Below are 16,021 nucleotides of genomic sequence, written 5' to 3'. Positions count from 1 at the left end.
CTACGAGAAGAAGGACAAGCTATAGAAACGATTAAAAAAACAGCAATTGTCATTATGATTATTACGATTCTATCTAAGGTAACGGGATTTTTTCGAGATATAACACTTTCCTATTTTTATGGTGCTTCGTCCATTAGTGATGCCTATATTGTTTCTATAACCATTACATCTGTTTTATTTAGTTTGATAATTGCAGGCATATCAACTGCTTATATACCAATGTATAAAAAAATTGAATATAATGTAAGTCGGTTAGCAGCCATTAGTTTTACGAATAATCTAATCAATATAGTGCTTATTGTAACTACTACAATTATTGTTATAGGACTTGTTTTCTCTAATCTTTTAGTTAAAATATTCGCTTTCGGATTTGATGGAGATACGCTAGAAACTGCTGTTATATTTACTCGAATTGGGATGGTGGGAATTTATTTCACTAGCTTAACTCAACTATTAGTAGGCTACCTCCAGCTAAACGGAAAATTTGTGATACCGGCAATGATTGGGTTTCCATTTAACCTTATAATTATTCTGTCTATTTATGTTAGTGCTCAATCAGATATTATCGTACTAGCTATTGGAAGTGTTCTTGCGGCAATTTTTCAATTAATCTTTTTGTTTCCTTCCTTATCTAAAACAACGTATAGGTATTCAACAACTGTGCAGTTTAAAGATCCTCATATAAAGAAAATGTCCTTAATCGTTTTTCCAATAATGATTGGTATTTCGATTGATCAAATTAATCTAATGATTGATAAGACACTTGCTTCCACAATTGTGGAGGGAGGCATATCAGCCTTAACCTATGCAAGTCGATTAAATGATTTTGTACAAGGTATTTTCGTCCTTTCATTTGTAACTGTTATGTTCCCGGTTATTTCCAACTTGGCTGCACAAAAAAATCTAACTGATTTTAAAAAGTCAATCAACGGTGTTATCTCTAGTGTCATTTTAGTTGTAGTACCTGCCAGTGTAGGCATTATGATATTATCGAAACCCATCATAAGATTACTATTTGGCCATGGAAGTTTTGATGAACAAGCAATTCATATGACTTCACAAGCTCTATTTTACTATTGCATTGGGATGATCGGCTATGCGATACGCGAAGTGTTGAATCGTACATTTTATTCTTTACAAGATTCAAAGACACCAATGTTTAACGCTGCACTTGCAGTCATTTTAAATATTACATTGAATATTGTTTTATCCTCCTTTATGGGTCTCAAAGGACTAGCGTTGGCGACAAGTATTTCTGCATTGTTCTGTTCGTTTTTACTAGGAGTAAATCTCCGGAAAAAAATAGGCCCATTTGGGATTAAAGATAATGTAATCACTTTTCTAAAGGTAATTTGTGCATCAAGTGTGATGGGAATTGTTGTGTATACAATAGATGAAAATACCCTTACAAGCTGGAACCCTTTGCTAAAAATGATCGTGGTGATATTCACTGGCGGCTTAACTTATTTACTACTGATAATATTATTAAAAGTAAAGGAATCGAAACTGCTTATACATTTTATAAGGGATAAAATACATCTTTAACTTCTAATAAAAAAAGAGGGATGTAGATGAAAATTGTTCAATTGATCACACATATGCACGAAGTTGGGGGAGCACAAGTGCATGTTAGGGATCTTTCTACAAGGCTTGCGCAAGATGGTCATAGTATTGCTATCCTTTATGGAGCAGAAAAAAAGTTGGCGGATGAGCTATATGTAAATGAGATTGAGTACATTCCAATAAAGCACTTAATAAGAAATATGAATTTAGTCAAGGATTTCCTCGCTTTTGTTGAAATGCGAAAATCGTTGAAACAAATGAACCCTGATATAGTGGCCATTCATTCTTCCAAGGCTGGCATACTTGGGAGAGTCGCTTGTTGGTCGCTTCAGATTCCTTTTGTATTTACAGCTCATGGTTGGGCATTCACGGAAGGTGTAGAAAAAAATAAACAGTTTTTTTATCGCAAAGTAGAAAAGTGGATAGGTAAAATAACGAAAAAGGTAATTACTGTTTGTGACTATGACAGAATTCTAGCATTACAGCATCAAGTACTACCTTCCACAAAACTAGAAACGATCCATAACGGTGTAATGGATCAAAGTAATCCCAAAAATCCGTTAGTACCTACTGAAATGGTGAAAATTTTAATGGTTGCCCGTTTCGATATACCTAAAAAACATTTAGAACTTTTAGAGGCGCTATCCCTTATGAAGGAATTAAATTGGTATATGATTTTTGCTGGTGATGGAAGGCTGAAAGAACAATGTGCTCAATATGTTCAAGAGCATAATATGGGACATAAAGTTACATTTTTAGGTAATCACTCAAACGTTTCGGAACTACTAATGGATGCAGATATATTTGTGTTGACCTCATCGTGGGAGGGGTTGCCACTATCAATATTAGAAGCGATGGCGCATGGGCTACCAATTGTTGCTTCTAATGTTGGTGGAGTTAGAGAAGCGGTTAGGAGTTCTGAAAACGGATTTTTAATTCACCATAATTTACCTGAATTACTTTCCATATTAATCGAAAATCCTTTGCTTCGAAAAAAGATGGGGAAAAAGAGTCGTGAAATATATGAAACTAGTTTTACATTTGAAAGGATGTATCATAAAACATTTCTTACGTATAAAAACTTATTAAAATTGGGGGAAAAAAGTTGAAAGTACTAGTAACAGGAGCCGCAGGATTTATAGGATCTCATATGATACAAGAGCTTTTAGATCATCAATATTCAGTTGTTGCTCTAGATAATTTATCAAATGGTAAAAAAAACAGAGTATCTCAGGATGCTACATTTTATGAAGTAGATATTACAAGCGAAGAAATAGAGTATATTTTTCAACATGAACAACCTGACTTTGTAATCCATTTAGCAGCTCAATCCTCGGTACTTAAATCTATGGAGAAGCCAATTGAAGATTGCCAAGCAAACGTTCTAGGTACACTCAATATCCTTCGGTTTTCAAATAAATATAATGTGAAAAAGTTTATATTAGCTTCCTCAGCAGCTGTTTATGGGAATCCAGCTTCTTTGCCAGTAAAAGAGAATTCGAAATTAGCTCCTCTTTCCTTTTATGCATTATCTAAAATTTCCGCGGAGAATTATGTGCATTTATATGAAAAAATGTTTGGACTTCAAAGCTGCATATTACGATTTTCAAATGTGTTTGGACCCAATCAAGAGAGTGGGGTAATTGCCAATATATTAAGCCGAATTTCTAAAAGTGAAGCTCCGATTATTAATAATGGTAGTCAGACAAGGGATTTTGTATATGTAAAAGATGTTGCAGCAGCTTGCCTTACAGCATTAGTTTCCCATGAAACGGGTATTTTTCAAATTAGTTCAGGCACAGAAAGAACGATTAATGAAGTATTTAGTTTAATCTCTCATTTTACCAATATGGAAATAGAGCCACTTTTAAAAGAATTGGATGCTGCGGAGATTAAACGTAGTGTACTTTCAAATGAAAAAGCTAGAAAAATACTACAGTGGGAGCCTCATTATTCATTGGAAGAGGGCTTAGAAGAAGTTATTCAATCTTATAGCAAGGTCAAACATTTGTAAACGAAGGGAGGATTATTTGAAGCTTATTAGTATTAAATCTTATACGCATTTGGAAGTTTACGAACGAGACTGGAAAAAGATAACAGAGGATAACAACAATACAAATCCCTTTATAGAATACGAATTTGTTTATAACTGGTGGAAAATTTTAGGTTCTCAAGAGAATGTAGAAATTTTAGCTGTACAGGATCATAACCGGATTATTGCCTTTTTTCCCTTTCAATTCAAAAAAACGTGGTTCGGCTATATGTGTCACTTTTTAGCACTTGGGGTAGCAAATTATATGGATATTATAGTTAGAAAACCTGACGCAAGTCGAGTTATTATGTTTGCATTGGATGAATTGATAAAAAGAAAAAAAAGCATCGTTTTTTATCTCCATGGTTTATTGGAAAGTACAAATACCCCCTATGCATTATCACAGTATATAAATGCTCGGAATTTGAAGGAACGCCACTTTTCCATCATAACACCGTTTATAAATCTCGAAAATCTTGATTTTGATGAGTATATGAAATCTCGAAAAAAACTGCATGGGATGGATCGTCGGGACAAGAGGTTAAGGGCTTTAGGTGAAGTTTCTTTACAACTATTGGAGTCTGATGAAATGGATGAGATAGTTCGATTGCATAAGCGAAGGTGGGAAAAGAAAAATGACACAAGCGGTTTTTCTACAGAAAGTAAGCAGGAGTTCTTTAGACATTTAGCTGAATTGCCCTTGGGAAATTTTTCAGTTCGTTTAACTTCCCTACAAGTACAAGAAGAAAAGATTGCTTTTACGTATGGATTTGCTTGTCGTACACGTTATTTAGGTTATGTGTTAGGGCATGATTCGGATTTTGATTGTTATGGGCCAGGTAGGTTGTTGATAAAAGAAAAAATTAGCCAATTGATATCTGATGGTTTTCGAAAATTGGATATGAGTATAGGATTTGAACCTTATAAAATGGAATGGAATACGGATATAGATTTTACAAGAAAATCTATATTTTCAACAAATACTATACGGGCGAAAAGTTTTAGAAATATACTATGGTTCAAGAATATACTTATCTCTAAGGTGAAAAAATACAGAGCTGTCGTGTTGTTTCGAAGAAATACAATAGGCAAAGTTAAATATTTTCTACGTCAAAAAGTAAGCTTTAGTTATAGAGTAAGGACCATTAGTACAAAGCTATTTCCCTATATCTATGACAATAAATCTTATTTAATTGGGAAATTATCAAAATTCGAAGGGCTAAAGGATACTCATGCTAACTTTTCAGAACTCAACCCAAATTTAGCTCTTTCAACTGGACATGAACGAAAAGATATTTTACAGAAAATTTATAACGGCTACACTGGATTCTATTCCAAAGACATATTAAAAGCATTTTGGATCAATGAAAATGTCATTCGATTAGACGAGATGGAAGTAGTCATTAATCTGAAAAAAAGAAGCATTTATATTCGAGATTGGCAAAATGAAAATCTTCTACAGATACTGGGATTTGTGAATCGTCATTATAAAGAAAAAGACGTATTTGTAAGTGTTCATACAAAGGATAAGGAAAGTGTTAAATTACTTACTCAACTTGGGTTTCAGTGGACAGAAAAAGTTACTTTTAATAAAGTTCTAGGGAATTCAAAAACTAGTAGAGAAGAATTCTAAAAGAAAAGAAGGTGCCACAATAATCCTTGTAAAGCGAAAAATTTTAAATTTGACATTAGTAAATTGTTACTTTTTAAAAACAGGGGAAACACCATTACCATCTGCGCACCTTATTGGTTTTTCACATGCTTACCGACCAGTTAACCAATTGATAAAGCAAACGACATTACTTATTGATTTAACCAAAAGTGAAGACCAATTATTAAATGATCTTCATCGTACAACTAGAAAACAAATTCGACAGGCGGCTAAGTACGATTTTCAAATAGAAGTAATAGATCGGCCGACCATTGCTAATATAAGAGAGTTTCAAAACTTTTACAATGAATTTGCGAAATACACGCATACGTATAAATGTGGGGCATTTCATATAAAAACAATGGAATTATTAACGGAATCAAATAATTTAATCATTACCCGAATAGTAAATGGAAGTAACGAAATACTGAGCTATCGAGTTTATATCACGGATGGGGAAACCGTCTTTTCGTTATACTCTGCATCCCAATTCAGATTGAAAAAAGATGCTATGGAAAAGAGGATAATAAGCATAGCTAACCGGTATTTACTGTGGAAAAATATTTTATATTTTAAAGAGCGAGAGAACATAGTTTACGATATGGGTGGATTAACAACAAATAATAACATCCGTAATTATAAGATGGAATTCGGTGGCGATATTGCTGAAGTATATTCTGGCTATGAGGTAACTTCTCTTTTAGGGAAATTAGTACTCTTAGGAAGAACGATTAAGCTGAGGAAAGGATGAGGAACTGGGAGCTCTTATTATTTCATTAGATTTTGAGCTTAATTGGGGAGTACATGATGTTTATACAATAGAAGAATACGGTGCCAATATTCTAGGTGCTCGATTAGCTATTCCTCAAATACTCCAATTGTTTTTAAAATATGATATTCATGCGACATGGGCAATTGTTGGTATGCTGTATTGCAAGGATAAACAGGAATTATTATCATATTTAAACACGATAGATATCCCATATGATAATACTGCGTTTAATCCAGTACAAAATTTCTCGAAAGTAGGGGATAATGAAACTTTGGATCCCTACCATTTTGGCAACTCGCTAATAAGTATGATACGAGAAACCCCTAATCAAGAGATTGGTACGCATACTTTTACACATTATTATTGTTTAGAAACTGGTCAGAGTATAGAGCATTTTGAAAAGGATTTGGAAGCTGTTTCTTCCTTAGGGGATAAAGTAACTTCCTTAGTTTTTCCAAGGAATCAAGTAAACCCTGATTATTTACTAGTATGTAAGGAGCTTGGATTAGAGGCTTATCGGGGAAATGAAAAAAGCTGGGTATACCGTTCCTATACTAGTAAAACAAATACAAGGTTAAAGCGTTTATGCCGATTGGTAGATGCTTATATTAATATAACGGGTCATCATACGTATAGCCTTAAGGATATCGAAACAGTTCCTATTGCCAACATTCCCTCTAGTCGTTTTTTGAGACCATACAACAAAAGATGGAACATATTGGAGCAGCTTCGTTTGCGTAGAATAAAAAATGGATTAACGAAAGCAGCAAAGAAAAACGAACTCTATCATTTATGGTGGCATCCTCATAATTTTGGTAAAAACACAAAAGAAAACCTTGAATTTTTAGAAGAAATCTTAAAGCATATCAACTATCTAACGAAAAAGTATAACTTTCAAAGTATGCATATGCGAGATGTTACGGAAGTTTTGAAAATTATTACATGAAAAAAGACAAAGGGATTATTTTCACCCTTTGTCTTATACTAAAGTTTCAAATTCATACAAATTTGGGATTGCATAAGTTCAAAAGTTTATAATTATTTTATACCATACTTCCGTTCAAGTTGTACAAGCACGGCATCTTCATTTCGGTTACCAATTATTAAATCTTTTAAAATTTGAGACCCAAGCATACTATATACAGTTCCATTGCCTCCATAACCAAGTAAATAGAATTGGTTCTGTTTGTTAGGATGTTGACCGATAAATGGTATATTATCAACAGACTCCCCAAAACTAGCAGCATACGCATAATCTATTTGAATATCATAATTAGGAAATAGTTCTCTTGCCTGGTTTAATAAATTTTCCGCTCGTCTCTGAATGATTTCGTCAGAGTGGGGGGCTTCTGGTTTATCCTCGTCTAATCCTCCAACAACCAATCTTCCTTCAACTGTTGAGCGAATGTATAAATAAGGTCGCTTTGTTTCCCATATTAATGCTTGTTCATACCAATCGCTAAACTCTGGGATTGGATTGCTAACAAATGCATAGGAACGATTAATATCTGCTCCCATCCGTTCACCTACGGGGGTTGTTTCATAGCCAGTTGTGTAGACGATATGTTTGGCTAAAAAAGATTGACCAGAGGTACGTATATCTAAAGTATCATTATCCTCAAATACATCCAATACCTCTGTATATGGAAATAAATGGACACCTAACTCCTCTAATCTAGTTAGTATCCCATGTACAAACTTCAGTGGATTAATCTCCGCATCTTCAAATGTTACTAAGGCTCCATGTTTTGAAAAAGGCATTTTTTTAGCCATTTCATTTCGTCCCCAATAGTCACAAGGAAATCCATACTTTTTTAATGTTTCATATTCAGCTTTAATCTTTTCTACATCATTTTCGTCGCTTGCATAACATATACTTGGTCTACGAATGAAGTCTACTTCTATGGGGAGGTTCTTTGCTATACTCTCAAGGTCATCCATTGCTTCATAACAAAGTTGATAAAAGCGGACGGCTTCTTTTTCCCCAATTTGCTCGATTAGTTCATGTAGCATAATATCATTCGAATATTGCAGGAGCCCTGTATTCGCACTAGAGCTCCCTGTTGCCATCTCACGCTTGTCTACTATTGCTACCCGCAGATCACTTTTTGCTAATGCAAGCGCAGTAAGTGAGCCGGACATTCCGGAACCGACTATTACAACATCGTATATGTCTAGTTGTTCATAAGTATTTTTTGGTTCGAATGGCTTTGTAGTGGTAGGCCAATAGAGTGATCCGTTATGTATTTTCATCTTTCATACTCCATTCTATTAGTGTATCTATATATACCCCTCATTTAATAGATTCAATCTACTCGTGTTATAATAAGTTAACTTTAAAAAAAGGATGTTTAAAATGACTCAGGAAAAACCACATGTATTAGTAATAGATGGAATGGCATTATTATTTAGATCTTTTTTTGCAACTGCAATGTCCGGGAATTATTTTAAAAATGACAAAGGTATTCCGACAAATGCAGTGCAAGGGTTCGCTCGTCATGTATTGGCGGCACAAAATCTGATGCAGCCTACTCATATGGCTATTTGCTGGGATAAAGGCATGCTTACATTTAGAAATGAGCTTTACGATGGTTATAAAGCAAACAGACCTAAGCCGGCCGAAGAGCTTATTCCACAATTCGATATGGCTCAGGATTTATCGGAGCATTTGGGGTGGATGAACTTTGGACTAGCTGGAATGGAAGCTGATGATACGATTGCTTCGATAACGCATAAGTGGAAGGAGGACGCAAGGTTTACGATAGTGAGCGGAGATAAGGATCTTTTGCAATTATTAGAGCCATCGACAGATATTGCGTTCACTAAAAAAGGTTTTACCATTTATGATGTATACAATGAAGCTCGTTTCGTTGAAGAATATGGTATTTCTCCATTGCTTTTCCCAGATGTGAAGGCATTTATGGGAGATTCCAGTGATGGCTATGCAGGAGTGAAGGGAATAGGTCCAAAAACTGCACTACAGCTTGTCCAAACCTATGGAACCGTAGACAAAGTTTTAGAAGCATTACCTCTTTTGAAAGCAGGTCAGCGAACGAAAATTGAGACGGACTTGGAAATGTTGAAACTTTCCAAGGAGCTGGCTACAATCCGAAGAGATGTCCCGATAGGAGCAGAGCTGGAACATTTACTCATAAAAGATATTCCTGCGGACAAACACGATTTCTTATATGAGCATGGGTATACTATTTTGGCTAGACAGCTTCAAAAATAGTTATTCTTCCATCGGAGTAATTCGAACAAAAGTAAGAATCGAAGAATTGTTTGAATAGCGAACTTTTCTAATTTGGCTAGGCCGATTTCTACCTCCATTGTCATGGATGATTAGCACCACCTCACTATCAACTAATTCATAGCCAATAAGTGGAACCCAGTGGTAGGAAAAATTGAATTTTTTATTCCATTGTAGTGAAAAATATTTATCAAATTTTAATGCAACAGGTCTTCCGTTTTTCAACTCGTTTAAAGCTACTTGAAATGTACATTTGTTTACTTCCCATTTAGGCCCTAGCAACTTACGCAAGTTTCGAATAAATCGATAAGAGAATAACCCAATGCGGGTTCCCTCTAACTTTTTATATAAATCATTAGGCTGATAGGGACTTGCATTAGGTAACAAATAATTTAACAAAACGTAAGCGGTAACTGGTCCACAAGCAGATGCACGATAGTTTTCTTGAATCGATGAATCATATTGAGAATAACCTTGAACTGGCAGTTGAAATTTCATATACGACCTCCGGATTATGGAGTTTTCCTGTTATATATGGGGAAACTCTTTTTTTTGAATTATAAGAAATTCTTATTCTCCTAATTGTTTGTCTATTCTATAATATAATTTAACACATTCGTTAAAAAAAGGAGAAATGGAATGATTAGGTTACTGCAATCGGAAGACTTGAAACAGGCAGCAGATATAGCAGCACTTGCTTATCCAGGTATGCAGATACAGTCAGATGAAAAGAAAAAAGAATTCGTAGAGCGATTGGCAATAGAACAACATGAAGACAATGGGATACAATTTTTTGGTTGTTTTGATGAACAGGGTGAACTTCTTGGGATATTTCGAGTGAATGATTTTGAATGTAATGTAAATGGTAGGTTTCAACGTATATTTGGTATTGGGATGGTTGCTGTTCATTTGTTACATAAAAAAGAAAAAGTGGCATATCAACTTCTATCACATTTTCATGACTACGCTAGACAGGAAAATGTTGGGCTTGTCTCATTATATCCTTTTAACCCAAGTTTTTATCGGAAAATGGGCTATGGGTACGGACCATTACGATATGAATTTAAGTTTAAACCAGGAGAACTGATAGCAGACGGCAATAAAAGCCAGGTGAAATTTTTAGCACCATCGGATGAAGAGGCCATCGTATCCCTATATAACGAATACGCTCAAAATAATCATGGGATGTTGAAAAGAACTTGGAAGGAAAAAGAATATATTAAAACTAGAAAAACGTATTATGTGGGAGTAGAAGAAGAAAAACGCTTAGTAGGGGCATTGGCATTCACATTGGAACCTGTAAAGGACAGCCATTTTCTACACCAGCATATGATTATACACGAATGGATTTGGAGTAAGCCAAGTGCCTATAAGCAACTCGCTTCTTGGGTAAGTTCACAGCAGGATCAAGTAGACCGAGTTATTTTCCGTACAAATGATCAATCATTTGTATATAGTCTGTCTAATCCCTCAAATGATTCAAATCATGTAATTCCTAGTGTTTATCACGAAGTTGCTACTACTGGGTCAGGTATCATGTATCGAATTACAAATATAGAGTCGTTTGTTAAGGGCACTAATTTTCATGGACTAGGAAGACCTCAGGAAAATACAAAGATTTTATTGGCACTAGAGGATTCATTTATTGGGGAGCAGCACGGAGTATATGAATTATCATATAGTAAAGACCGGTGGGAAATTCATAAAGTGGAAAGAACCAATGAAAAAGTAAATCTTACTATCGGAATACAAGATTTAAGTTCGTGGTGGATGGGCTGTGTAGCGTTAGAATCTCTTTATAATTACGGGGAAGTAGAAGTGGATCAGTTGGATCCCAAAATGTTAGATGAATGGTTTAAACCCAAAAATGGGCCAATTTGTTTTACAACTTTTTAAACTGTTCCCTAGCTTGTAGTGAATAGTTATTAAAAAAGGAGAGGCGCTATTGTATTGAGGCAGCTCTCCTTTAAATGCTCATTTAACACTTATAGATTTGTTTGATTCAACTAAAAGCTTGTTCAATGCTTCACGGAAGCTTTTATATGTCTCAATATCCACTTGAATACTAGCATGAACAATTTCTCGAATAAATCGGGGATTGAATCCCACATAAATTGGACGAATTCCCATTAACCTAAGGGAGCTATTCAAACTGGAAATAGATATAGCAAGTTCATTGTAATCGAATGCTTCTACATCTTCTACATTAACCCCAGTAAAATCAAATACCGCATGTTCAATTTCTTTATGCTCTCCAATATATTGCAGTGTTTTAGTCTGAATATTTTCAAAGCGCTCTCTAAACATATAGCCAGCAATGGGAATTAAAATAGTCCTAGGAACGATGGATGGAATAATAGGGGTAGAAATTGTTTTAATAATTCGTTCGTAATAAGTGATTTTTTCTTTTAATTCAAGTATTTCTTGTTCTTGCGACATATATAAATGCACCTCTGTTTTCTTATTTTACAGAATAGATCTAATTGGTCCCGATTAAAAAGAAAAGGCTGCTTCCCAAAGAAACAGCCTTTCTATACATTTAGTTCTGTGCATCTAAGAATTCAGTTACCGTGCTCCTGCGCACAGCTCGTCGCAATATAATATTTAGATGCTTTGTTCTTATAGATACTGTCTTACTTAGTTTTGAGCATCTAAAAATTCAGTTACCTGCTCAGGAGATTTTGCGTTTGCACTATGAAGATGTGCTTTTTTCTCGCCGTTTTGGTATATAAGAAGACTTGGGATTCCCATTACTTCATATTTTTCAGCAACTTCAGGTAGCTCATCACGATTGACTTCGTACCAAGTATACTGGTTATATTTTTCGATGATTGGATCGATGAACATTTCCATACGACGGCAATCAGGACACCAACCAGCTTCAAATTTCACTAATACCTCTTTATCCCCAGAAATAATCTCATTAAATTGTTCAGTAGTTGTTATTTTTTGCATGTTTTATTTACCTCCTATGACTTTGTTTACAGTGTACACTGTTTCTTAAATAGGAGAAAGAAAAAAGTATTATTTATTCATTTTATTATTGCGAAAATTTAAATATTGTTCTAAAATAATAGACATAGAGGTTGCTTCTATTTTTTTGTTATTAAAATGAATGAGCATTCATTCAAGGAGAAGGGGAGGCTGTGCACGTGACATATCAAATTAAAAAAGCAGCTGTTTTAGGTTCGGGTGTAATGGGTTCAGGAATTGCTGCCCACTTAGCGAATATTGGAATTCCTACATTATTATTAGATATCGTACCTAAAGAAGTTAGTGAAGATGAGGAAGCAAAGGGGTTAACTTTAGAACATCCAGCAGTAAGAAATAAATTTGCGGGGACAGCTATTCAAAAATTGTTGAAGCAAAAACCAGCACCGCTTACTGCTAAGAAAAACCTGCAGCTCATAACTGTAGGAAACTTAGAGGACGATCTTGAAAAACTAAAAGACGTGGACTGGATTATCGAAGTAGTAGTTGAAAACTTAGAAGTAAAAAAAAGCTTATATGAAAAAATAGATACAGTGCGTAAGGCAGGAACAATCATTAGCTCTAATACATCTGGCATTAGTATTAATGCAATGGTGGAAGGACGTTCAATTGATTTTGGAAAGCATTTCTTAGGTACACATTTCTTCAATCCTCCACGCTATTTGAAACTATTAGAAGTAATCCCGGCTAAAACTACGGATCCAGAAGTTATAGAATTCATGAAGCAATTCGGAGAAGACGTGCTAGGAAAAGGTGTCGTACTTGCAAAAGATACTCCTAACTTCATAGCAAACCGCATTGGGACATATGGTTTGCTTGTAACATTATGCGAAATGCAAGCTAGAGGGTATTCGGTTGGCGAGGTAGATTCTGTTACAGGACCACTAATTGGTAGACCGAAATCAGCTACATTCCGTACATTAGACGTGGTTGGTCTAGACACATTTGCACATGTTGCGAAAAACGTATATGACCAAACAACTGGAGAGGAACAAAAAGTATTTGAAGTACCTGTATTTTTGCAAAAAATGTTGGAAAATAAGTGGCTTGGAGCTAAAACAGGGCGAGGGTTCTTTTTAAAAGAAGGAAAAGAAATTAAAGAACTAAATATAGAAACACTTGAATATGAAGCGATGAAAAAGTTGAAAACGCCTTCAATGGAAATGGCTAAGCAACAAAAAGGTCTTGCTGCAAAAGTGAAAACATTAACATATGCAAAAGATAGAACTGGTGAATTACTTTGGAGCATTTTAAGTCCAACATTAATCTATTCTGCGCAGCTACACGGTGAAATTGCAGATGATATAGTTGCAATTGATCGCGGGATGAAATGGGGCTTCGGCTGGCAACAAGGTCCATTTGAAATATGGGATGCAATTGGAGTGAAGGAATCAGTTGAAAAGATGACGGAAGAAGGTCTCAAAATTCCTGCATTCGTCCAATCATTACTGGATAAAGGATTCGAATCCTTCTATAAAGAAGAAAACGGTGATCAATTCTATTTCAATGGAACTGATTATTCATTAATTTCCGTAAGTGATAAGGTAATTGACTTAAAAAGATATAAGAAAAAACATGGTGTTATTAAATCCAATTCTGGAGCAAGTTTAATAGATTTAGGTGATGGAGTCGCATTACTTGAATTCCATTCAAAATCAAACTCGATTGGATTAGATATCCTTCAAATGATTAGTTTTGCCATTGAGGAAGTAGAAAAGAACTTTAAGGGACTTGTCATTGGTAACCAGGGGAAAAACTTTAGTGTGGGAGCGAACCTTGGAATGATATTAATGGAAGCACAGGACGATAATATTTTCGAATTAGATTTTGTCGTTCGTCAATTCCAAAATGCAATGATGAAAATTAAGTACTCAGCTAAACCAGTAGTCGTTGCTCCATTTGGCATGACTTTAGGTGGAGGAGCAGAAACTTGCTTACCGGCTGCGCATATCCAAGCATCTTCTGAAACATATATGGGCTTAGTGGAGGCTGGGGTTGGTCTTATCCCAGGTGGCGGAGGTAACAAAGAGCTTTATATGAAGCACTTGAAGGGACTTCCAAATGGTGTGGAGATTGATTATCTAAGGGTTGCTAGCAAAGTATTTGAAACGATTGCACTGGCAAAAGTTTCAACATCAGGGGAAGAAGCGCGAGAAAACAACTTCTTGAATTTTGCGGATGGTATTAGTGTGAATCCAGATCACTTAATTTACGATGCGAAGCAGGCGGTACTTGCTCTTGCAGAAGCAGGCTATAAAGCACCGATTCGTGAAAAAGTGCCGGTTTCTGGTTCTCCGGGATATGCAGCATTAATTTTAGGGGCAGAAGGGATGCTTTTATCTGGTTTTATCAGTGAACATGATCTGAAAATTGCTAAAAAACTTGCTTATGTTGTTGCAGGTGGAGAAGTCCCATACGGTACTTTGGTGGATGAGCAATATTTACTTAACTTGGAGCGAGAAGCTTTCTTATGCTTAGTTGCAGATCCAAAATCTCAAGCAAGAATGCAACATATGCTAGTGAAAGGCAAACCATTACGCAACTAATCTTGCATAAAGGTAAAGGAGGAAAACTCATGCGTGAAGCAGTCATAGTAGCTGGGGCAAGAACACCAGTTGGTAAAGCGAAAAAAGGATCTTTAGCGACTGTACGTCCAGATGATTTTGGGGCATTAGTTGTTAAAGAAACATTACTAAGAGCGGGTGGTTATGATGGCCCGATAGATGATTTTATATTAGGTTGCGCAATGCCAGAAGCAGAGCAAGGAATGAACGTTGCTCGTAATATCGGTGCATTAGCTGGTCTACCGGATACAACACCGGCAATTACAGTAAACCGTTTCTGTTCATCTGGGTTGCAATCAATTGCTTATGGAGCAGAGCGTATTATGTTAGGGCATGCCGAAGCAATCCTTGCGGGTGGAGTAGAGTCGATGAGCATGGTGCCAATGATGGGTAATACGATTCGTCCGAACGCTCATCTTGCACAAACAGCTCCACAATACTATATGGGAATGGGCCACACAGCTGAACAAGTAGCGACTAAGTACGGTATTAGTCGTGAGGATCAGGATGCATTTGCTGTAAGATCGCATGAACTAGCAGCAGCTGCAATTGCAGCAGGAAAGTTCACCGATGATATCGTACCTGTGGAAGTTATTAAACATTTTGTTGATGAAAACAATAAAGCCCAGCAGAAAAAGTTCATGTTCGAAATGGATGAAGGCGTACGTGTAGGAACTTCAGTAGATACACTTGCAAAATTACGACCAGCATTCAATGTTCGTGGATCGGTAACGGCAGGTAATGCTTCACAAACTTCTGATGGAGCTGGTGCTGTTTTAATCATGGATCGTGAAGTTGCAGAAGCACAAGGATTAAAACCGCTTGCGAAATTCCGTTCATTCGCAGTTGGCGGAGTGCCTCCTGAAGTAATGGGAATTGGACCAATTGTAGCAGTACCTAAAGCTTTGAAGCTTGCTGGTTTATCTTTCGAAGACATCGACCTTTGGGAAATCAATGAAGCATTCGCATCTCAATCTATCCAAGTTGTTCGTCACTTAGGTTTAGATATGGATAAAGTGAATGTGAATGGTGGAGCGATTGCGCTTGGGCATCCACTTGGAGCGACTGGAACTATCTTATCTTTAAAATTGATGAGCGAGCTGAGACGTCAAGGGAAGCAATTTGGAGTTGTCACGATGTGTATCGGAGGCGGTATGGGAGCTGCTGGAGTGTTCGAACTACTTTAAAAAACTTAAAC

Annotated in this window: 14 protein-coding genes; 10 read left to right on the top strand and 4 right to left on the bottom strand. The window is 36.0% G+C overall.

Features of this window, described 5'->3' with window-relative positions:
• Positions 1 to 21 precede the first annotated feature (21 nt).
• From murJ to ACN6MX_RS13705, 6 genes are read left to right on the top strand one after another with little or no spacing between them, the layout of a single operon-like run.
• Positions 22 to 1,545, top strand: coding sequence for a murein biosynthesis integral membrane protein MurJ (murJ, locus tag ACN6MX_RS13730; protein WP_419962629.1), 1,524 nt, complete (start codon positions 22 to 24; stop codon positions 1,543 to 1,545).
• Between the two features lie 26 nt (positions 1,546 to 1,571).
• Complete coding sequence (locus ACN6MX_RS13725) at positions 1,572 to 2,672, top strand: glycosyltransferase family 4 protein (RefSeq protein ID WP_419959429.1); 1,101 nt, start codon at positions 1,572 to 1,574, stop codon at positions 2,670 to 2,672.
• The gene (locus ACN6MX_RS13720; RefSeq protein ID WP_419959428.1) at positions 2,669 to 3,577 is read left to right on the top strand and encodes an NAD-dependent epimerase/dehydratase family protein; all 909 of its coding nucleotides are present in this window, start codon (positions 2,669 to 2,671) and stop codon (positions 3,575 to 3,577) included. Before ACN6MX_RS13725 ends, ACN6MX_RS13720 begins: the two co-directional genes overlap by 4 nt.
• Before the next feature lie 16 nt (positions 3,578 to 3,593).
• The gene (locus ACN6MX_RS13715) at positions 3,594 to 5,228 is read left to right on the top strand and encodes a GNAT family N-acetyltransferase (RefSeq protein ID WP_419959427.1); all 1,635 of its coding nucleotides are present in this window, start codon (positions 3,594 to 3,596) and stop codon (positions 5,226 to 5,228) included.
• A gap of 49 nt (positions 5,229 to 5,277) precedes the next feature.
• Positions 5,278 to 5,997, top strand: coding sequence for a hypothetical protein (locus ACN6MX_RS13710; RefSeq protein WP_419959426.1), 720 nt, complete (start codon positions 5,278 to 5,280; stop codon positions 5,995 to 5,997).
• Between the two features lie 4 nt (positions 5,998 to 6,001).
• On the top strand, positions 6,002 to 6,964 hold the full coding sequence (locus tag ACN6MX_RS13705) for a polysaccharide deacetylase family protein (RefSeq protein WP_419962628.1): 963 nt from the start codon (positions 6,002 to 6,004) through the stop codon (positions 6,962 to 6,964).
• A 92-nt stretch (positions 6,965 to 7,056) separates the two neighbouring features.
• Here ACN6MX_RS13705 and ACN6MX_RS13700 read toward each other — a convergent pair whose 3' ends face one another.
• Complete coding sequence (locus ACN6MX_RS13700) at positions 7,057 to 8,271, bottom strand: NAD(P)/FAD-dependent oxidoreductase (RefSeq protein ID WP_419959425.1); 1,215 nt, start codon at positions 8,269 to 8,271, stop codon at positions 7,057 to 7,059.
• A gap of 103 nt (positions 8,272 to 8,374) precedes the next feature.
• On the opposite strand from ACN6MX_RS13700, the gene ACN6MX_RS13695 reads away from it, so the two are divergent.
• A complete protein-coding gene (locus tag ACN6MX_RS13695; RefSeq protein ID WP_419959424.1) occupies positions 8,375 to 9,250 on the top strand; it encodes a 5'-3' exonuclease in 876 nt (291 codons plus the stop codon).
• Here ACN6MX_RS13695 and ACN6MX_RS13690 read toward each other — a convergent pair whose 3' ends face one another.
• Positions 9,251 to 9,766, bottom strand: coding sequence for a C39 family peptidase (locus ACN6MX_RS13690; RefSeq protein ID WP_419959423.1), 516 nt, complete (start codon positions 9,764 to 9,766; stop codon positions 9,251 to 9,253).
• Between the two features lie 141 nt (positions 9,767 to 9,907).
• Here ACN6MX_RS13690 and ACN6MX_RS13685 point away from each other — a divergent pair, with 141 nt between their 5' ends.
• Entirely contained in the window at positions 9,908 to 11,164 is a 1,257-nt protein-coding gene (locus ACN6MX_RS13685) for a GNAT family N-acetyltransferase (RefSeq protein ID WP_419959422.1), read from the top strand.
• Between the two features lie 78 nt (positions 11,165 to 11,242).
• Here ACN6MX_RS13685 and ACN6MX_RS13680 read toward each other — a convergent pair whose 3' ends face one another.
• Together ACN6MX_RS13680 and ACN6MX_RS13675 are read right to left on the bottom strand one after the other, a co-directional pair.
• Entirely contained in the window at positions 11,243 to 11,707 is a 465-nt protein-coding gene (locus ACN6MX_RS13680; RefSeq protein ID WP_419959421.1) for an STAS domain-containing protein, read from the bottom strand.
• A gap of 198 nt (positions 11,708 to 11,905) precedes the next feature.
• On the bottom strand, positions 11,906 to 12,223 hold the full coding sequence (locus ACN6MX_RS13675) for a thioredoxin family protein (RefSeq protein ID WP_419959420.1): 318 nt from the start codon (positions 12,221 to 12,223) through the stop codon (positions 11,906 to 11,908).
• 242 nt (positions 12,224 to 12,465) lie between these two features.
• On the opposite strand from ACN6MX_RS13675, the gene ACN6MX_RS13670 reads away from it, so the two are divergent.
• Together ACN6MX_RS13670 and ACN6MX_RS13665 are read left to right on the top strand one after the other, a co-directional pair.
• Positions 12,466 to 14,805, top strand: coding sequence for a 3-hydroxyacyl-CoA dehydrogenase/enoyl-CoA hydratase family protein (locus ACN6MX_RS13670; protein ID WP_419962627.1), 2,340 nt, complete (start codon positions 12,466 to 12,468; stop codon positions 14,803 to 14,805).
• Between the two features lie 29 nt (positions 14,806 to 14,834).
• On the top strand, positions 14,835 to 16,010 hold the full coding sequence (locus tag ACN6MX_RS13665; protein WP_419959419.1) for an acetyl-CoA C-acetyltransferase: 1,176 nt from the start codon (positions 14,835 to 14,837) through the stop codon (positions 16,008 to 16,010).
• The last annotated feature ends 11 nt before the right edge of the window (positions 16,011 to 16,021 follow it).

Source organism: Psychrobacillus sp. BM2 (assembly GCF_048572895.1).
Taxonomy (GTDB): domain Bacteria; phylum Bacillota; class Bacilli; order Bacillales_A; family Planococcaceae; genus Psychrobacillus.
Note: the sequence above shows the minus strand (reverse complement) of the source record. Positions and strands in the feature narration are given on the sequence as shown.